Consider the following 17,510-nt stretch of genomic DNA (forward strand, 5'->3'; position numbering starts at 1 on the left):
CAACGTGCTGACCGGTTACAGCTAGCCCTGGTGGCCGAGGGCCGCACGATCGTCGGCAGCTACCTGGGTTCTGCCGTGCCGTCCCGTGACATCCCGATCTTCGTGGACCTGTGGCGTGCCGGGAAGCTGCCGGTCGAGAAGCTCATCAGTTCGACCATCGGGCTGGAGGGGATCAACCGGGCGATGGACCTGCTCGCGAGCGGTGCGGAGCTGCGCCAGATCATCCGGTTCGACGCGAGCGCCGACCCGGCCGAAACTCGCGCGTGAGCGTCGCGCAGTACATCGATGACCTGCTCGGTGGCGCGAAGGCTGACCTGTTCGTCGACGGCACATGGCGTGGGGCGTCCTCGGGCCGGCGGTTCGTCGTGGCCGACCCGGCGACAGGAGAGCCGCTGACCCAGGTCGCCGACGGCGACGCGAGAGACGGGTCCGCAGCACTCACCGCGGCCGACCGGGCGCAGGAGTCGTGGGCGGAGGTCGCGCCGCGCGATCGGGCGATCCTCCTGGTGGCAGCCTTCGACCTCGTCCACGAGAACACCGACGGCTTTGCCCGCCTCATCACGGCCGAGATGGGCAAGTCGCTCACTGAGGCGCGCGGTGAGGTCGCCTACGGCGCCGAGTTCCTGCGGTGGTTCGCAGAGGAGGCCGTCCGCATCGATGGTCGAACCGGCACGCTGCCGAGCGGACGACTCCACATGCTCGTGAACCGCCGACCGGTGGGCCCGTGCCTGCTCATCACGCCGTGGAACTTCCCGCTGGCGATGGCGACACGCAAGATCGCTCCCGCGCTGGCGGCGGGGTGCACCGCGGTCGTGAAGCCGGCCGAGCTGACCCCGCTCACGACACTCGCCCTCGCGAAGGTCTTCGAGGAGGTCGGCCTGCCGCCCGGGGTGCTGAACGTCGTGACCACCGCGGACCCTGCGACGGCGACCGGCCACCTCCTGGCCGATCCGCGCCTGCGGAAGCTCTCGTTCACCGGCTCGACCCCCGTGGGCAAGCGGCTGCTGGCCTCGGCTGCCGACGGGGTGCTGCGGTGCTCGATGGAGCTCGGAGGCAGTGCGCCGTTCGTGGTCTTTGACGACGCCGACCTCGATGCAGCGGTCGAGGGAGCCATCGCGGCCAAGACCAGGAACATCGGCGAGGCCTGCACCGCGGCGAACCGATTCCTGGTGCAGACGTCGATCCGTGAGAAGTTCGTCGAGCGGTTTGCCGCATCGATGGACGCGCTCGTCGTCGGACCGGGCACGGACGCCGGGACGGATCTCGGACCTCTGATCGACGAGCGGTCGCGCCGGCGCGTGCACGGTCTGGTCGCCGACGCCGTCGCCGACGGAGCGCGTCTGGTCGTCGGCGGCGAGCTGCCGGACGGTCCTGGCCACTTCTACCCACCCACTGTGCTCGACGGCGTCGGTCCCGACTCCCGCGTCGTGACCGAGGAGATCTTCGGCCCGGTCGCGCCGGTGCAGAGCTTCGTCGACGAGGACGACGCGGCGCGCCTGGCCAACTTTACGCCGTACGGGCTGGCGGCTTACGTCTACACGCGCGACCTCGACCGTACGTTGCGGTTCGTCCCGCGCCTGCAGTTCGGGATGGTCGGCGTGAACGCGGGTGTCGTGTCGGATCCTGCGGCGCCGTTCGGCGGGGTCAAGGAGTCGGGGCTGGGCCGCGAGGGCGGCCGCGAGGGCATCGACGAGTACCTCGAGCACCAGTACGTGGGAATCGCGCGGTGATCGCAGCACCCACCCGTTGAGGGCCCCTTGAGAAGTCCTGGTTCCTCGTCGCCCCTCGAGTGGCGCAGACGCTACGCCTGCGGCTTGACCGCCAGCACCGCGCAGGGGGCTTCCAAGATGACGCGCTGGGCGACGCTGCCGAGCAGGAGCTTGCCGACCGGTGAACGGTGTCGGACCCCGATCACGATCGTCGAAACGTCGTCCTTCTCGGCGAGCTCGAGGATCGCCTCGACAATGTCGCTGTTCTCGGGGCGCTCGACGGTGGCATCGACCCCGGCGGCGCGAGCCTGCTCGACGAGGGTGGTGAGCGCCTCGTCCGACGCGGCGTGGGAATCGACCAGCGCACCGCCGCGCAACGCGTTGACGATCACGAGGGGCACGCCGTGGGCGGCCGCCTCGGCGATCGCGACCGGCGCCGCGGCATCGCCGGGCTCGGAGGGGACGTAGGACAGCAGGATCGTCATGGGGCCATCCTACCCATCATGTATGCACAAACGAATGCGATCTCTGTCGCCTGAAATGCCACGATGACGGCATGCCCGCCGATGACAAGGCCATGCTCGTGCAGTACCTCGACCAGCTCCGCGAGGCCTGGTTGTGGAAGCTCGAGGGTGTCGACGACCTCGACGTCAGGCGCCCGCTGACGCCGACCGGCACCAACCTGCTGGGACTCACGAAGCACGTGGCGGCGTGTGCGGCCGAGTACTTCGGGCTCGTGTTCGACCGCCCGTTCCCCGGCGAGGTGCCGCTCAGCGACGACGACCCGTTGATCGATCTCTGGTGCCCGGCCGAGGAGTCGCGGGCCGACGTGCTCGACCTCTGGCACCGGGCGTGGGCCCACGCCGACGCCACGATCGAGGCGTTGCCGCTCGACGCCGCCGGTCGGGTGCCGTGGTGGGGTGACCGCGCGCCGGTGACGTTGCAGCAGATCCTGATGCACATGACCGTCGAGCTCGCGCGCCACGCGGGCCAGGTCGACGTGCTGCGCGAGGGCCTCGACGGCTTCGCCGGACTGCGGCCGGGCGTGGAGAACATGCCCGACGCGATCGACTGGCCGGCCCACGTGGCCCGGGTCGAGCGGGCGGCGCACGAGGCCGCCGGCGACTGACTCAGGCCGAGCTGCGGATCGTGCTGGAGCCGTCGGCGGAGCGTTCGACGCGAACCTGCGCGGGAATCTGCTCCTTCATGGCCTCCACGTGGCTGATCAGCCCGATCGTGCGGCCACCCTCGCGGAGCGCGTCGAGGGTCTCCATCGTGATCTCGAGCGTCTCGGGGTCGAGCGAGCCGAAGCCCTCGTCGATGAAGAGGGTGTCGAGCCGCAGGCCCCCGGCCCGTGCGGTGACGACCTCGGCCAGGCCGAGCGCGAGCGCGAGGGAGGCCTGGAACTTCTCCCCGCCCGACAGGGAGCTGGGCGACCGGGTGTCGCCCGTGTGGGCGTCGAGCACCACGATCTCGAGCCCGGACGTGCCGGTGGACGCCGCGTCGTCGGAGTACTGCAGCTCGTAGCGACCGGCGGTCATCGAGGCGAGGCGCACGTTGGCCGCGCCGAGGATGTCCTCCAGCTCGGCCACGAGGGCAAAGGTCTCGAGCGGCATGCGCAGCTGGTTGGCGCCGTAGCCGCGCAGGGCGTGGTCGAGGCCCGCGACGGTCTCGTAGCGCGCGAGCTGGGTGGCGGACGCCGCCCCCGCCTGGGTGATCTCGGCGGCCAGCGCGCGGAACGCGTCGAGTCGTCCCTGCTGGGTGGCGCGCTCCTCACCCGACTCCGTCGCGGCGCGCTGGGCCTCGTCGCGAGCGGCGCGCGGCGCCTCGACGTCGACCGGCTCGTCGGGAAGGTCGGCCAGCTCGGGCTCGGCCAGGGTGGCCTCGGCGGCGGCCGACGAGGCGTCGTGCTGGGCCACGAGCGCCTCGAGCCGCTCGACCTCTGCGGCGGGCACGACGGCCGCGTCGACGTCCTCGGGAGCTGCGAAGCCACCGCTGGCCAGCGCTCCGTCGAGCGCGGTCTGCGTGCTCGCGACCGCGGCGCGGCCCTCCTCGAGCCGTTCCGTGGCGTCGGCGGCGGCGCGCACCACGGCCAGGTCGGCCCGCAGGTCGGCCCGCACCGCTTCGACCGAGTCGGCAGCGCCGCGGGCCTCGGTGACCACCGTCTCGGCATCGGCGAGGCTCGTGCCCGCGGCGGTGGCGCCGGCCGCGAGCCGTTCGCGCTCCTGGGCGCTGCCGACGTGCTCGCGATCGAGCCGCTCGAGGGTCGAGCGCAGGCTCGTGGCCTCCTGCTCGAGGGCCGCGCGTCGGCTGAGCCCCTCACCGAGGCCATCGAGGGCCTGCCTGGCCGTGTCGACGGCGGCCGTGAGCTCCGGGCCCGTGCCACCGGCCTGGTCCGCAGCGGCGGCGAAGGCCGTGCGGAGCCGCTCGACGGTGGCGGCGGCCAGCGCGGCGGCGTCGCGGGCCCGGCCCTCGGCCTGCTCAGCCGCCTCGACGTCGGCCTCCTCGACGTGGTCGTCGTGCGGGCGTGCGGGACGGGGGTGTTCGAGGGCCCCGCACACCGTGCACGGCTCGCCCAGTGTGAGCTGGGCGGCGAGCACGGCGGAGTACCCGTCGAGCTGGCGTCGACGCAGCGCGAGTCGTGCGGTCTCGGCCTGGTTGGCGGCCTCGTCGAGCGCGAGCCGCTCGCGCGTGGCGGCGCTGAGCTGCTGGTCGAGCCGATCGGCCTCGGCGGCGTGCGCCTGGCGCTCCCGGAGACGGGCGAGCTCGGCCGTGGCCGTGGCGTGCAGGGCGCCGAGATCGGCCGTGGCGTCCAGCTCGAGCCGGATCTCGTCGATGCGGCGGGCCGCGAGATCACGCTCGGCGCGGCGGTGCTCGACCTCCTCGCCGAACTGGGCCAGCGTCTGCGCCGCCTCGGCGGCGCGGTGGTGCAGGTCGGGCAGGCGTCGCTCGAGCTCGACCGCCCGGGCGAGAGCACCGATGCGCTCGGCCAGGTCGTCGCCGCTCGCCCGCAGCGAGTCGAGGTCGACCGGGTGATCGGAAAGGCGTTGGGCCAGGTCCGCGTGGGCGGAGCGCTGCCCCTGCTCGGCCTCCGCCAGGGCCTGGGTGGCCCGGCGGTGCTGGGAGACGGCCTGCTGCGCGAGTGCGGCGCGACGCGCCGCCGCGACGGACGTGCGGTGGGCCTCGATCGTGGGGCGTTGCTCGACCAGGGCGGTGAGCCGGCTGCGGGCCTCACGCCGCCGCTGCTGGCGCTCCGCGGTGGTGCGGGCCTGCTGGAAGGTGTGCTCGACCTCGGCCAGCCGGGTGCGGTCGGCCTCGGCGCGCTGGGTCGCCTCCGCGACGGTGTGCTGCTGGTCGGCGACGACCTGCGCGGCCCACGCGGTGGCCTCCGGGACCTCGGGCGCGTCGGTTCCGGCCTGCTGGGCGAGCGTGCCCGCCTTGGCCGAGATCGTCGTGAGGACCTGCTCGAGCTGGGACTTGGCCAGCTTGGCCCGCTCCTGCACCGAGGCGGCGTACGTGTCGAAGCGCTGGGTGCCGAACAGCCGGCGCAACAGCTTGCGACGGGTGTCGCTGCGCGCGAGGAGGAACTCCTGGAACTGACCCTGCGCCAGCAGCACGACCTGCAGGAACTGATGGGCGTCGAGGCCCAGGAGCTCCTGCACGTGGGTGTCGGCGTTGCCGATCTTGGTCTCGAACACCTCGAAGCCGGCCGGTCCGAGACGGCTCAGCTCGATGCGGGCGGGGGTCGTGGTGAAGCCCTCGCCCTTGAGCTTGGGCCGGCTGAAACGCGGTGAGCGCCAGATGCGGTAGCGGGAGTCGGCGACCGTGAGCTCGACCGTGACCTCGGTGGGCTCGCCCGGGGCGAGGTAGCGGCTGCGGATCGCCTCGTCGGCCTTGCCGTCGTAGCGCGGGACCGACCCGAAGAGGCCGTAGGTGAGGGCGTCGAGCACCGAGGACTTGCCCGCGCCCGTGCGTCCGGTGAGCAGGAAGATGCCGTCGTCGGCGAACGCGTCGAAGTCGACCTCGACCCGGTCGCGGTACGGGCCGAACCCCGACATCGCGACAGAGTGGATCCTCACGAGACCTCCTGCCCGGCGTGGGCGAGGACGTCGTCGACGATGGCGCGCTCGTCGGGGTCGAGACCGGTGCCGCGTACCCGACCGAGGAAGGTGTCGACGACCTCGAGATCGGACTTGCCGTGCACCAGCTCACGGTAGGCGCGGTCGCCGCCCACAGGCGCGGCCAGGGCGACGTAGTCGAGCTGCGCACAGTGCGGGAACCGGGACTGCAGGCGCCGCATCGCGTCGCGCTGACGCAGCGGATCGGTGAGGTGGGCCCGGACCCACGCCGAGGTGTGCGCCTCGTGCTCGGGGGCGTCGAGCAGCTCCTGCAGCGTGCCGGTGAGCGTGACGAGCGGGCGCGGCACCGTGAGGTCGACCCACGTGACGTCGGTCAGGCCGGACTCGTCGAGTTCGACGAGCCAGCCGCCGCGGGGCTTGGCCTCCTCCGAGAACGACAGGTGCAGGGGAGCCCCGCTGTACCGGACGTGCTCGGCCAGGACCGACCGGCCGTGGACGTGGCCGAGCGCGGCGTACGTGACGCCGTCGAACGCGCTGACCGGGACGCGGTCGACACCTCCGACCGCGAGGGTGTCGACGATGGCGCGCTCGGACTCGCAGGACTCGCCCTCGGCGCCGGCCACGAAGGTGTGGGCCAGCACCACGGAACGGCCGCCTCCACGCTCGGCGAGATCGGCCCGCACGAGGCGCATCGCCTCGGAGATCGCGTGGGCCTGCGTGCGCATCGGCTCGGCCTGCCAGACGTGGCGCAGGCGGGCCGGCTCGAGGAAGGGGATGCCGTACACGTGCACCGGACCGTGCGCGTCGTGCAGCGTGACGGGCGTCGTGACCTGCTCCGGACGGGTGACGACGTGGACCCCGGACGCCGAGACGAAGTCCGACATCGAGCCGAGCCGGGTGGGGGAGTCGTGGTTGCCGGCCGTGAGCACGACCTGTGGGCCGGCCTCGCGCAGGCGGCGCAGGCTGCGGTTGAAGACGCCGATGGCCTCGGCCGACGGGGTGGAGGAGTCGTAGACGTCGCCGGACACGACCACGAGGTCGACCTCGAGCGCGGCCACCGTCTGGGCCATCTCACTCAGCACGCCCTCGAGCGGCGCGAGCGTGGCGTGACCGTGGAACGTGCGACCCACGTGCCAGTCGGAGGTGTGCCAGATGCGCATGTCAGAACCCTAGGCGGCAGGGCTGACAGCGCGGCCCGCGCCGCTCCCGGCGCCGCCAGGGTGAGCTGCGTCGTCCGCCTCAGCGAGGGGCCATGCGGATCGCGCCGTCGAGGCGGATCGTCTCGCCGTTGAGCATCGGGTTCTCGACGATGTGGGCCGCGAGGGCGCCGAACTCCTTCGGCTCGCCCAGCCGCGAGGGGTGCGGGACCTGCTGGCCGAGCGAGTCACGGGCCTCCTGCGGCAGCGAGGCCAGCAGCGGGGTGTTGAACAGGCCCGGTGCGATCGTGTTGAGCCGGATCTTGAGCTGGGCGAGGTCCCGCGCGATCGGCAGCGTCATGCCCACGACGCCGCCCTTGGACGCCGAGTAGGCGGCCTGGCCGATCTGGCCGTCGAACGCTGCCACCGAGGCCGTGTTGACGATGACGCCGCGCTCCTCGCCGACGGGGTCGAGGCCCGCGATGTGGGCCGCGGCCAGGCGCGTGACGTTGAACGTGCCGATCAGGTTGATCTCGATGATGCGCTGGAACTTCTCCAGCGGGTAGGGGGCGTTCTCGCGGCCGACGGTCTTGATCGCGTCACCCGTGCCGGCGCAGTTGACGACAATGCGCAGCTCGCCGAGCTCCGCAGCGGCGTCGACCGCGGCCTGGACCTGGTCGGCGTCGCGGACGTCGGCGCCCACGACCTTGACGGAGTCGCCGAGCGCGGCGGCGACGTCGTCCCCGGTGCCCGGGAGGTCGAGCACGACGGCCTTGGCGCCCTTGGCCACGAGGGCCTCCACGGTGGCGCGGCCGAGTCCGGACGCGCCGCCGGTGACGAGGGCGACGGTGTTCGAGATGTCCATGGAGAATTCCTTGCTGAAAAGGTCGGGGCGCGCAGACGGTGTGGCCACCCTCACGCTGCTACAGTCAGCGGTGACTGTAACAGGTCGCGAGAGCCGCTCGCGATCAGGAGCGAGGAGCCGATGAAGTCGACGGACCAGGCGCCTGACGCCGATGACTCGATCGCGTACTCCGACTACGCCGCCCGCAGTCGGGTCACGCAGCAGCACCTGCTGGACACCGCCGTCGAGGTGCTGATCGAGCACGGCTACAGCGGCGCGTCGACCCTCAAGATCCAGCAGCGGGCCGGGGTCAGCCGCGGCCGCCTCCTGCACCAGTACCCCCACCGTGACGCGCTGCTGGTCGCGGCCGTGCAGCACATCGCGGAGGGGCGCGTCCGGGCGACCCACGAGAGCGGCAGCTGGCCCGACGACCCGGCCGAGCGGGTCGCCGCGGCGATCGACTCGATGTGGTCGACCTACCACCAGGGCTACTTCTGGGCCGCGACCGAGCTCTGGCTCGCGGCGCGCCAGAACCGGGCCCTCGCGGAGGCGCTCCGGCCGCGCGAGCACGCGCTGGGCGCGGCGATCCGCGAGGCGGTCGACGGCATGTTCGGCCCCGAGATCACCGCGCACCCGCGCTACGCGGCCGTGCGCGACCTGCTGAACTCGAGCATGCGCGGGGTCGCCCTGACCTATGCCTTCGACCCGCGCGATCCCTCCGCCGACCCCAACCTCGCGTCGTGGCGCAGCCTGGCGCTGCGCGAGCTCGACCTGGACGACCCCGCCGCTTCCTGAGCGGGCGCGATCAGGGCTGTGACTTCTGCAGCTCAGCACCCATCGCGGCGATGAGGGCCTGCAGACCGCGCAGGGGGCGTGCCATGACGGTGAAGTCGACGATCGATCCGGCCTCGTCCCACGTGATCAGGTCGACGCCGTGCACGTCGAGCCCGTCGATCGAGCTCGTGAACTCCAGCACGGCCGAGTCGCCGGTGTACCACTCGCGCTGGTAGACCAGCTCCGGTCCGAGCACCGCGAGCGCGGCCCAGAGATAGGCGAACGTCCGGTCGGGACCCTCCTGCGGCGTGTGCACCGCGGGGGAGCGAAACGTCACGTCGTCCGCGAGCATCCCGCGGAGCGCCGCGGGGTCAGGGTCGGCCACGAGCGCGTGCCAGGCACGCACCGTGCCGGGCACGGTCTCATCCGTGGTCGGCGAGGTCGGGTCGGACGCCATGGGCCACCTCCGTCTGTTGCGCAGTCAGCATTGACCGTAGGCTACGCTGCACGAGGTCGACGACGCGAGCCCGCCGACGACTCGCCCCCCACCCCACCCCGTTCCTCGTGGAGGTCCTCATGTCGCTGCCCGAAGTCCTGCAGAGGCCGCTGTCGCTGCCCGTCGTGGCGTCGCCGATGTTCATCGCGTCGGGTCCGGCGCTGGTCAAGGCCCAGTGCCAGGCGGGCGTGATCGGCGCGTTCCCTGCGCTCAACGCGCGCCCCGCGGCGCTGCTAGACGACTGGCTGCACGAGATCGCCGAGAGCAACGCGGCGTACGCGAAGGACAACCCGGGCGCGGCCGTGGCCCCGTTCGCGGTCAACCAGATCGTGCACAAGTCGAACGACCGGCTCGATTCCGACATGGAGCTCGTGGTCAAGCACGAGGTGCCGATCGTGATCACGTCGCTGGGGGCGCGGCCGGAGATCAACGAGGCGGTGCACTCCTACGGCGGCATCGTGCTGCACGACGTCATCAACGACCGTTTCGCGCGCAAGGCCGTCGAGAAGGGCGCGGACGGGCTGATCGCCGTCGCCGCCGGTGCCGGTGGTCACGCGGGCACGCAGTCGCCGTTCGCGCTGCTGCAGGAGATCCGTGCGTGGTTCGACGGGCCGCTGCTGCTGTCGGGCGCGATCGCGCACGGCCGGTCGATCCTGGCCGCGCTGGCCGCGGGAGCCGACTTCGCGTACGTCGGCTCGGCGTTCCTGGCGACCCACGAGGCCAACGTGGTCGAGGGCTACAAGCAGATGATCGTCGACTCCGACGCCGGCGACATCGTCTACAGCAACCTGTTCACGGGGGTGCACGGCAACTACCTGCGCGGCAGCATCGAGGCCGCCGGGCTCGACCCCGCCAACCTGGCGACCTCCGATCCGTCGGCGATGAGCTTCGGCTCCGACGACTCCAAGGCCTGGCGCGACATCTGGGGCTCGGGCCAGGGCGTCGGCGCCGTCGACCAGGTGTGCTCCGTGGCCGACCTCGTGGCTCGCCTCCGCGGCGAGCTCGACGCCGCCAAGGCCGACCTGCACGCCAAGCTCAGCTGAGGTACTCCCGCAGGTGCTGGCCCGTCAGGGTGCGTGCATCGGCGACGAGGTCGGCCGGCGTGCCCTGGAAGACCACCGTGCCGCCGTCGTGGCCGGCGCCGGGCCCGAGGTCGATGATCCAGTCGGCATGGGCCATCACGGCCTGGTGGTGCTCGATCACGATGACGGACTTGCCGGACTCGACGATGCGGTCGAGCAGGCCGAGCAGGTTCTCGACGTCGGCCAGGTGCAGTCCCGTGGTGGGCTCGTCCAGCACGTAGGTGCCGCCGCTGGTGCCCAGGTGCGTGGCGAGCTTGAGCCGCTGACGCTCACCGCCGGACAGGGTCGTCAGCGGCTGGCCCAGGCTGACGTAGCCGAGGCCGACGTCGTCCAGGCGATGCAGGATCTTGTGGGCTGCGGGTAGCCGCGCCTCGCCGTCCGCGAAGAAGTCCTCGGCCTCGGACACCGGCATCGCCAGCACCTCGGCGATGTTCTTGCCGCCGAACGTGTACTCCAGCACGGCCGACTGGAACCGCCGGCCCTCGCAGTCCTCGCACGGCGTCGCGACGGTCTCCATCACGCCGAGGTCGGTGTAGACGACCCCGGCTCCCTTGCAGGTGGGGCAGGCGCCCTCCGAGTTGGCGCTGAACAGCGCCGGCTTCACGCCGTTGGCCTTGGCGAACGCCTTGCGGATCGGCTCGAGCAGGCCGGTGTAGGTGGCGGGGTTGCTGCGGCGCGAGCCCTTGATCGCCCCCTGGTCGATCGCCACGACCCCCTCGCGTGCGACGACGGAACCGTGGATCAGGGAGCTCTTGCCCGATCCGGCCACGCCCGTGAGGACGCACAGGACCCCGGTGGGCACGTCGACGTCGACGTCGCGCAGGTTGTGCGTCGAGGCGCCACGGATCTCGATCTGGCCGGTCGCGGCACGCACCGTCTCCTTCAGGCGTGCGCGATAGCCGAGGTGACGGCCCGTGAGCGTGTCGGCCGAGCGGAGCTCGTCGAGCGTGCCCTCGAAGACGATCTCGCCGCCGGCCGTGCCGGCCTTCGGACCCATGTCGACGACGCGGTCGGCGATCGCGATGGTCTCGGGCTTGTGCTCGACGACCAGGACCGTGTTGCCCTTGTCGCGCAGCTGCAGCAGCAGGGCGTGCATGCGGTCGATGTCGTGCGGGTGCAGGCCCACGGTGGGCTCGTCGAACACGTACGTGACGTCGGTCAGGGAGGATCCGAGGTGCCGGATCATCTTGGTGCGCTGCGCCTCGCCGCCGGACAGCGAGCCCGAGGACCGGTCGAGGCTCAGGTAGCCCAGGCCGATGTCGACGAACGAGTCCAGCGTGCCCCGGAGCCCGTCCAGCAGCGGCGCCACCGACGGCTCCTCGAGCTGACGCACCCAGGCGGCGAGGTCGCTGATCTGCATCGCGCACGCCTCGGCGATCGAGATGCCGGCGATCTTCGACGACCGAGCCTGCGCGTTGAGGCGGGTGCCCTCGCAGTCGGGGCAGGCGGTGAAGACGACGGCTCGCTCGACGAAGGCCCGGATGTGCGGCTGCATCGCCTCGGGGTCCTTGCTGAGCATCGACTTGCGCATCTGGGGGATGAGCCCCAGGTACGTCAGGTTGATGCCGTCGATCTTGATCTTCGTGGCCTCCTTGTGCAGGAGGTCGGCCAGCTCGGCCTCGGTGAACGCGCCGAGCTTCTTGTCGGGGTCGAACCAGCCCACCCCGCGGAAGATGCGGCCGTACCAGCCGTCCATCGAGTATCCCGGGATCAGGATCGCGCTCTCGTTGAGCGACTTGTCGGCGTCGAAGAGCGCGGTGAGGTCGAAGTCGCTGACCCGGCCCATGCCCTCGCACGTCGGGCACTGACCGCCCTGGATGCTGAACTCGCGGCGTTCCTTCACGGTCTCGCCGCCCTTCTCGAACTTCACAGCACCGGCTCCGCTGATCGAGGCGACGTTGAAGGAGTAGGCCTGGGGGCCGCCGACGTGCGGGTCGCCGAGCCGGCTGAAGAGGATGCGCAGCAGGGCGTTGACATCGGTGACGGTGCCGACCGTCGAGCGGGAGTTGGCCCCCATGCGCTCCTGGTCGACGATGATCGCGGTGGTCAGCCCGTCGAGCAGGTCGACGTCGGGCCGCGCCGTCGTCGGCATGAACCCCTGCAGGAACGCGCTGTAGGTCTCATTGATGAGTCGTTGCGACTCCGCCGCGATCGTGCCGAACACCAGTGAGCTCTTGCCCGAGCCCGAGACGCCCGTGAAGACCGTGAGGCGTCGCTTGGCGATCTCGACGCTGACGTCCTTGAGGTTGTTGACACGGGCGCCCTGCACCCGGATGAGGTCGTGGGTGTCGGCGGGGTGCTCCGCCGGGGTCTGGGGTGTCGCAGCCATGGCCTCATCCTGCCGCAGGGCTCGGACGGCCTGGAGCGATTCGTTTCTCCGATGCTGCTCGATCTCTCCCTAGACTGGCGCCGTGACACCGGCGGAGCTGGACGAGCTGGCACGCCTGCGCCGTGCCCGCGACTTCATGGACCAGGAGTTCGCCCGCCCGATCGGGGTCGCGGACGTCGCCCGGGTCGCGCTGATGTCCTCGGCGCACTTCACGCGCCGCTTCCGCGCTGCGTACGGCGAGACCCCGCACGCCCACCTCATGATGCGCCGGATCGAGCGGGCCACGTCGCTGCTGCGGATCGGCGAGCTCTCCGTCACCGAGGTGTGTCTCGCGGTCGGCTGCACGTCGCTCGGCTCGTTCAGCGCGCGTTTCACGCAGATCGTGGGGGAGACGCCGACGGCCTACCGCGACCGTGACCACGGGGACCTCGACGCCCTTCCGCGATGCGTCGCGAAATATGGCACGCGCCCGGTCTATCGAGCAGGATCGGAGAAGCCACGGGTGCCCGTCCGCTCCTAGGCTGGCCGGCATGAGCCTCTCGATCTCCAAGTGCTTCGTCCAGGTCACCGACGTCGACTCCGCGGTGGCGTTCTACCGCGACGCCCTCGGGCTGGAGGTGCAGCTCGACGTCCCGAACGACGGCTTCCGCTGGGTCACGGTCGTGCCGCCGGCCCAGCCCGACGTCGCGGTCATCCTGACCAACTACGTCGACGGCAGCGAGGCGGACCGGTCGAACGTCGCCGGCCTCGTCACCAAGGGTGCGTTCGGCGGCGTCCACTTCCGTGCCGACGATCTCGAGGCGACCTTCGCCCGTCTGGTGGAGCACGGAGCGGAGGTCGTCGACGAGCCGGCCGACCAGCCGTGGGGCGTGCGGGACGGATCGGTCCGCGACCCGTCCGGCAACCTGATCCGGATCGATCAGGCCTGATCCGCGGGGGCGTGTCCCCGAGATTTCTGAGATTTCTCTGAACCGCAGATGTGCCCTGGCATTGCAGGACGTACGACGGATCGCTCGCGCGGTCTGTCGCGGGTGCGCGCCGCGAAAGCGCGCGCGAGTCCGCGCATCCCGTGATTGGGTGAAACGTCCACCAAGGCACAGCGGGAGGATTCCGAACGCATGTGGGATTTCATCTCCGAGCGCGGTGACATCATCGCCTACAACGCCCTGCAGCACGCCAATCTCGTGCTGCAGGCCGTGTTCGTGGCGACGATCGTGGCCGTCGGCATCGCCGTCCTGGTCGACCGGTTCCAGTTCCTCGACCCGGTCGCGAACACCGTCTCGGCGATCGGCCTGACGATTCCGTCGTTCGCCCTCGTCGGCCTCCTGCTCCCGCTCACGATGATCGGCGCACTGACCGCCTTCATCTGCGTCGCGTTCTACGCGACCCTGCCGATCCTGCGCAACGCCGTGGTCGGCTTCGCCCAGGTCGACAAGACCCTGATCGAGTCGGCCCGCGGCATGGGGATGTCCGACCTCGGGGTGCTGCTTCGGGTGCGCCTCCCGCTGGCCTGGCCCGTCATCCACGCCGGCGTCCGCACGTCGGTGCAGATGTCGATGGGCATCGCGGCGATCGCCGCCTACGTCCTGGGTCCTGGTCTCGGTGGCTACATCTTCACCGGGCTGACGCAGGCCGGCGGCGTCAACGCCGTCAACTACGCCCTCGTCGGCACCGTGGGCATCGTGCTCGTGGCCCTCGTCGCCGACCTCCTGATGCTCCTGCTGGGGCGTGTCACCATCTCGAAGGGAATCCGCGCATGACGCAGACCGAACAGGCCCCGGACCGGCAGATCAGCGGCGCCGAGCTGCGACTGGAGAACGTCGTCAAGCGGTACCCCGGCCAGAAGGTGGCGGCCGTGGACTCGCTGTCGCTGACGATCCCGGCCGGCGAGATCGTGGCATTCGTCGGGCCGTCGGGCTGCGGCAAGACGACCTCGCTCAAGATGCTCAACCGGCTGATCGAGCCGACGTCCGGCACGATCCTGCTCGACGGCAAGGACATCAGCCAGGAGAGCGCCACGAGCCTGCGGCGCAAGATCGGCTACGTCATCCAGGGTGGCAGCCTCTTCCCGCACCTGACCGTCGCCGCCAACGTCGCGGTCGTGCCCAAGATGCTCGGCTGGGACAAGAAGCGCATCACCGAGCGCACCGACGAGCTGCTCGACCTGGTGGGCCTGGACCCCGACCGCTACCGCGACCGCTACCCGCGCGAGCTGTCCGGCGGACAGCAGCAGCGGGTGGGCGTCGCCCGCGGCCTCGCCGCCGATCCGCCGGTGATCCTCATGGACGAGCCCTTCGGCGCCGTCGACCCGATCACGCGCCAGCGCCTGCAGGACGAGCTGATCAGCATCCAGCGCGAGCTGCGCAAGACGATCGTCTGCGTCACGCACGACATCGACGAGGCCATCAAGCTCGGCGACCGGATCCTCATCCTGCAGGAGGGCGCCCGGATCGCCCAGTACGACACCCCCGACGCGATCCTGGCGGCGCCGGCGAACGACTTCGTGGCCGACTTCGTGGGCGCCGGCTCCACGCTCAAGCAGCTCTCGCTCGCCCGGGTGCGGTCCCTCGACCTGCGGCACCCCACCACGGCGCGGGTCGGCGACGACACGGGTCCGGCCGTGCGTCAGGCCGAGGAGGCCGGCGACGACGCGATCGTGGTCATCGACTCGCGAGACCGACCCGTCGCCTGGCCGTGGCTGCGCCAGGTGCGCCACCACGACACGGTGCAGAGCTCGCCGCGCGAGAACCTCGTGACGCTCGACGAGGCCGCCACGCTCAACGACGCGCTCGACACGATGCTGACCGCGGCCCACTCGAAGGTCATCGTGACCGGCGACCGCGACAAGTACCTCGGGGTCCTCGACTTCGAGACCGTCACCGAGCACATGCGCAAGACCGAGCGGGAGGCCGTCGAGCACCAGCACGAGCTCGAGGAGCAGGAGCAGGAGGCGGTGAGCGCCGATGGCTGACACGAGCACCACGGCGCCGGCCCAGCCGGCCGAGGACGAGCTTGCCCCGAAGGGTTCGGGGCGGGTCATCACGCGCGAGATGACGCTGATGCTCGTCGTGCCACCCGCGCTCGTGGCGGCGGTGTTCGGCGCCTTCGTGTGGTGGCGCCAGACCGCCGACCTGGACTCGGTCGAGGCCCAGCAGCTGCGGTGGTCCGAGCTTCGCCGGCTCGGCGTGGAGCACGTCCAGCTGACGGTCGTGGCGGCGCTGATCGTCGTGGCCGTCGCGGTGCCGCTCGGCGTCCTGCTCACCCGCGGCCGGTTCCGTGCGGCGGCTCCCGTCGTGATCGGCATCGCCAACGCCGGGCAGGCCGCCCCGTCGGTCGGTCTGATCGTGCTGCTGTTCCTGTGGCTCGACGGCGGATTCTGGACCGCGATCTGGGCCCTGAGCCTGTACGGGATCCTCCCGGTGCTGCGCAACACGATCGTCGGCATCCAGGGAGTCGACCCCACGCTGTTGGAGGCCGGCCGGGGCCTCGGCATGACCAATCTCGCGACGCTGGGCAAGGTCGAGCTGCCGCTCGCGGTCCCGGTGATCATGTCGGGCGTGCGCACCGCCCTCGTGCTGATCGCGGGCACCGCCTCGCTCGCGTGCTTCATCGACGCCGGTGGCCTCGGCGAGGTCCTGCAGACCGGCATCACGCTCTTCCGCTTCTCGCTCATGGTCACGGGCGCCGTGCTGATCGCGCTGATCGCGCTGCTCATCGAGTGGCTCGGCCGCGTGCTCGAGCTGGCGACCCGGCCGAAGGGAATCTGACATGACCCGTACCCGACTCGTCCGTCGCACAGGACTGACTGCGGCCGCGCTGCTCACCACGACGCTTGCGGCGTGCGGTCTGGGCACTGCGGCGGGTCCGATCCTGTCCGGAGAGCTCGACGGCCCGGTGGCCGACGTCGACCTCGACGACCTGCAGATCTCCGTCGGGTCGAAGAACTTCACCGAGAACATCATCCTGGGCAAGATGGCCGTGAGCCTGCTGGCCTCGGCGGGGGCCGAGGTCAACGACCTGACGAACATCCCCGGTAGTGCAGCGGCCCGCCAGGCCCAGCTTGACGGGCAGATCGACGCGATGTGGGAGTACACCGGCACCGGGTGGATCACCTACCTCGGCCACGAGGACCCCATCCCGGACGAGGAGGAGCAGTACGTCGCCGTGCGGGACGAGGATCTCGAGGCCAATGGTCTCGCCTGGCTGCAGCCGGCGCCCATGAACAACACCTACGGGTTCGCGATCACGCAGGAGACCTCCGACCGGCTCGGCATCACGAAGCTGTCGCAGATCAAGGACGTCCCGATCGAGGAGCGCACGTTCTGCGTCGAGTCGGAGTTCACGAATCGTCCCGATGGTCTGCCAGGCATGCTGCAGACCTACGAGATCCCCTTGGGCGATCCGAACGGCGTTCCCGAGGGCAACCTGCGGACCTATCAGACCGGGGCGATCTACAGCGCCACCGACAAGGGGGAGTGCACCTTCGGTGAGGTCTTCACGACCGACGGCCGCATCTTGGCGCTCGACCTCACGGTGCTGGAGGACGATCGGCAGTACTTCCCGAAGTACAACGTCTCGCTCGTCATCGACGATGCCGTGCTGGAGGCGAACCCGCAGATCGAGGAGCTGTTCGCCCCGGTCAGCGAGGCGCTCACCGACGAGGTGCTGATCGGGCTGAACGCCGAGGTCGACGTCGAGGGGCGCGAGCCGGTCGACGTGGCCTTCGAGTGGCTTCAGGAAGAGGGCTTCATCTCGTGACGCGCGGTTCGGCCGAGGCCGGTTGCGGCACTGTGGGCACGGGCTCGACGCCCTGACGAAGAAGAGCTGACGGCACTCTCGTCACGCGCGGAGGGGGTAGTCGCGCTGGCGGGTTTGTCGGGCGGTGCGTCGGATCTGGCGGAGGTGGTGGCGGGTGGTGCGGCGTTGGGTGAGGTCGGTGGGTCTGCCGTCGCGGGTGGATAGGTCGAATTTGCCGTGGCCGAGGGCGTCGATGATGAGTAGTCCGCGGTGGACGAGTGAGTGGCAGGTCTGGCAGAGGCCGATGAGTCCGTCGAGGTCGGT

Annotated in this window: 16 protein-coding genes and 2 pseudogenes; 11 read left to right on the forward strand and 7 right to left on the reverse strand. The window is 71.1% G+C overall.

The window, feature by feature from the left end:
• Together KAG51_RS13670 and KAG51_RS13675 are read left to right on the forward strand one after the other, a co-directional pair.
• A pseudogene (locus tag KAG51_RS13670) lies at positions 1 to 267 on the forward strand (hypothetical protein); the annotation flags it as partial.
• Positions 264 to 1,730 carry an NAD-dependent succinate-semialdehyde dehydrogenase gene (locus KAG51_RS13675; RefSeq protein WP_290584397.1) on the forward strand — a complete coding sequence of 489 codons (1,467 nt, stop codon included), beginning with the start codon at positions 264 to 266 and terminating at the stop codon, positions 1,728 to 1,730. The pseudogene KAG51_RS13670 and the gene KAG51_RS13675, both read left to right, overlap by 4 nt.
• 71 nt (positions 1,731 to 1,801) lie before the next feature.
• Here the strand turns inward: KAG51_RS13675 and KAG51_RS13680 are convergent, their stop codons facing one another.
• Positions 1,802 to 2,194, reverse strand: coding sequence for a universal stress protein (locus KAG51_RS13680; protein WP_290584398.1), 393 nt, complete (start codon positions 2,192 to 2,194; stop codon positions 1,802 to 1,804).
• 71 nt (positions 2,195 to 2,265) lie between these two features.
• Between KAG51_RS13680 and KAG51_RS13685 the strand changes: the two genes are divergently transcribed.
• A complete protein-coding gene (locus tag KAG51_RS13685; protein ID WP_290584399.1) occupies positions 2,266 to 2,838 on the forward strand; it encodes a DinB family protein in 573 nt (190 codons plus the stop codon).
• A 1-nt stretch (position 2,839) separates the two neighbouring features.
• Here KAG51_RS13685 and KAG51_RS13690 read toward each other — a convergent pair whose 3' ends face one another.
• The 3 genes from KAG51_RS13690 to KAG51_RS13700 all read right to left on the reverse strand — a co-directional run bounded on the left by KAG51_RS13690 (position 2,840) and on the right by KAG51_RS13700 (position 7,789).
• On the reverse strand, positions 2,840 to 5,788 hold the full coding sequence (locus KAG51_RS13690) for an SMC family ATPase (RefSeq protein WP_290584400.1): 2,949 nt from the start codon (positions 5,786 to 5,788) through the stop codon (positions 2,840 to 2,842).
• Complete coding sequence (locus KAG51_RS13695) at positions 5,785 to 6,948, reverse strand: exonuclease SbcCD subunit D (protein WP_290584401.1); 1,164 nt, start codon at positions 6,946 to 6,948, stop codon at positions 5,785 to 5,787. Before KAG51_RS13695 ends, KAG51_RS13690 begins: the two co-directional genes overlap by 4 nt.
• A gap of 79 nt (positions 6,949 to 7,027) precedes the next feature.
• Positions 7,028 to 7,789, reverse strand: a complete 762-nt coding sequence (locus KAG51_RS13700; RefSeq protein ID WP_290584402.1) for an SDR family NAD(P)-dependent oxidoreductase — start codon at positions 7,787 to 7,789, stop codon at positions 7,028 to 7,030.
• A 120-nt stretch (positions 7,790 to 7,909) separates the two neighbouring features.
• Here KAG51_RS13700 and KAG51_RS13705 point away from each other — a divergent pair, with 120 nt between their 5' ends.
• Entirely contained in the window at positions 7,910 to 8,563 is a 654-nt protein-coding gene (locus tag KAG51_RS13705; protein WP_290584403.1) for a TetR/AcrR family transcriptional regulator, read from the forward strand.
• A 10-nt stretch (positions 8,564 to 8,573) separates the two neighbouring features.
• On the opposite strand, the gene KAG51_RS13710 is transcribed toward KAG51_RS13705, so the two are convergent.
• Positions 8,574 to 8,999: a nuclear transport factor 2 family protein gene (locus KAG51_RS13710; RefSeq protein WP_290584404.1), complete on the reverse strand. Its 426-nt coding sequence runs from the start codon at positions 8,997 to 8,999 to the stop codon at positions 8,574 to 8,576.
• Positions 9,000 to 9,118: 119 nt separating this feature from the next.
• Between KAG51_RS13710 and KAG51_RS13715 the strand changes: the two genes are divergently transcribed.
• Positions 9,119 to 10,081, forward strand: coding sequence for a nitronate monooxygenase family protein (locus KAG51_RS13715; RefSeq protein WP_290584405.1), 963 nt, complete (start codon positions 9,119 to 9,121; stop codon positions 10,079 to 10,081).
• Here the strand turns inward: KAG51_RS13715 and KAG51_RS13720 are convergent.
• Positions 10,074 to 12,449: an excinuclease ABC subunit UvrA gene (locus tag KAG51_RS13720; RefSeq protein WP_290584406.1), complete on the reverse strand. Its 2,376-nt coding sequence runs from the start codon at positions 12,447 to 12,449 to the stop codon at positions 10,074 to 10,076. The two genes, KAG51_RS13715 and KAG51_RS13720, sit on opposite strands and share 8 nt — an antisense overlap.
• An 82-nt stretch (positions 12,450 to 12,531) precedes the next feature.
• Here KAG51_RS13720 and KAG51_RS13725 point away from each other — a divergent pair, with 82 nt between their 5' ends.
• The 6 genes from KAG51_RS13725 (at position 12,532) to KAG51_RS13750 (ending at position 17,207) form a co-directional block, all read left to right on the forward strand.
• On the forward strand, positions 12,532 to 12,969 hold the full coding sequence (locus KAG51_RS13725) for a helix-turn-helix transcriptional regulator (protein WP_290584407.1): 438 nt from the start codon (positions 12,532 to 12,534) through the stop codon (positions 12,967 to 12,969).
• A 10-nt stretch (positions 12,970 to 12,979) separates the two neighbouring features.
• Positions 12,980 to 13,378, forward strand: a complete 399-nt coding sequence (locus KAG51_RS13730) for a VOC family protein (protein WP_290584408.1) — start codon at positions 12,980 to 12,982, stop codon at positions 13,376 to 13,378.
• A gap of 189 nt (positions 13,379 to 13,567) precedes the next feature.
• Positions 13,568 to 14,209 (forward strand): ABC transporter permease, encoded by a 642-nt coding sequence (locus tag KAG51_RS13735; RefSeq protein WP_290584409.1) that lies wholly within the window; start codon positions 13,568 to 13,570, stop codon positions 14,207 to 14,209.
• Positions 14,206 to 15,420: an ABC transporter ATP-binding protein gene (locus tag KAG51_RS13740; protein WP_290584410.1), complete on the forward strand. Its 1,215-nt coding sequence runs from the start codon at positions 14,206 to 14,208 to the stop codon at positions 15,418 to 15,420. Before KAG51_RS13735 ends, KAG51_RS13740 begins: the two co-directional genes overlap by 4 nt.
• Entirely contained in the window at positions 15,413 to 16,216 is an 804-nt protein-coding gene (locus tag KAG51_RS13745) for an ABC transporter permease (protein ID WP_290584411.1), read from the forward strand. Before KAG51_RS13740 ends, KAG51_RS13745 begins: the two co-directional genes overlap by 8 nt.
• 1 nt (position 16,217) lies before the next feature.
• Positions 16,218 to 17,207: a glycine betaine ABC transporter substrate-binding protein gene (locus tag KAG51_RS13750; RefSeq protein WP_290584412.1), complete on the forward strand. Its 990-nt coding sequence runs from the start codon at positions 16,218 to 16,220 to the stop codon at positions 17,205 to 17,207.
• A gap of 81 nt (positions 17,208 to 17,288) precedes the next feature.
• Here KAG51_RS13750 and KAG51_RS13755 read toward each other — a convergent pair.
• Positions 17,289 to 17,510, reverse strand: a pseudogene (locus KAG51_RS13755) (HNH endonuclease); the annotation flags it as partial.

The organism is Aeromicrobium sp. (genome assembly GCF_023146395.1).
Taxonomy (GTDB): domain Bacteria; phylum Actinomycetota; class Actinomycetes; order Propionibacteriales; family Nocardioidaceae; genus Aeromicrobium.

What these genes read in the sequence shown, in the direction of transcription:
- KAG51_RS13735 (WP_290584409.1), top strand. Translation starts at nt 13,568, where the DNA reads ATGTGGGATTTCATCTCCGAGCGCGGTGACATCATCGCCTACAACGCC.
- KAG51_RS13740 (WP_290584410.1), top strand. Translation starts at nt 14,206, where the DNA reads ATGACGCAGACCGAACAGGCCCCGGACCGGCAGATCAGCGGCGCCGAG.
- KAG51_RS13710 (WP_290584404.1), bottom strand. Translation starts at nt 8,999, where the DNA reads ATGGCGTCCGACCCGACCTCGCCGACCACGGATGAGACCGTGCCCGGC.
- KAG51_RS13715 (WP_290584405.1), top strand. Translation starts at nt 9,119, where the DNA reads ATGTCGCTGCCCGAAGTCCTGCAGAGGCCGCTGTCGCTGCCCGTCGTG.
- KAG51_RS13700 (WP_290584402.1), bottom strand. Translation starts at nt 7,789, where the DNA reads ATGGACATCTCGAACACCGTCGCCCTCGTCACCGGCGGCGCGTCCGGA.
- KAG51_RS13680 (WP_290584398.1), bottom strand. Translation starts at nt 2,194, where the DNA reads ATGACGATCCTGCTGTCCTACGTCCCCTCCGAGCCCGGCGATGCCGCG.
- KAG51_RS13705 (WP_290584403.1), top strand. Translation starts at nt 7,910, where the DNA reads ATGAAGTCGACGGACCAGGCGCCTGACGCCGATGACTCGATCGCGTAC.
- KAG51_RS13695 (WP_290584401.1), bottom strand. Translation starts at nt 6,948, where the DNA reads ATGCGCATCTGGCACACCTCCGACTGGCACGTGGGTCGCACGTTCCAC.
- KAG51_RS13720 (WP_290584406.1), bottom strand. Translation starts at nt 12,449, where the DNA reads ATGGCTGCGACACCCCAGACCCCGGCGGAGCACCCCGCCGACACCCAC.
- KAG51_RS13685 (WP_290584399.1), top strand. Translation starts at nt 2,266, where the DNA reads ATGCCCGCCGATGACAAGGCCATGCTCGTGCAGTACCTCGACCAGCTC.
- KAG51_RS13745 (WP_290584411.1), top strand. Translation starts at nt 15,413, where the DNA reads ATGGCTGACACGAGCACCACGGCGCCGGCCCAGCCGGCCGAGGACGAG.
- KAG51_RS13730 (WP_290584408.1), top strand. Translation starts at nt 12,980, where the DNA reads ATGAGCCTCTCGATCTCCAAGTGCTTCGTCCAGGTCACCGACGTCGAC.
- KAG51_RS13750 (WP_290584412.1), top strand. Translation starts at nt 16,218, where the DNA reads ATGACCCGTACCCGACTCGTCCGTCGCACAGGACTGACTGCGGCCGCG.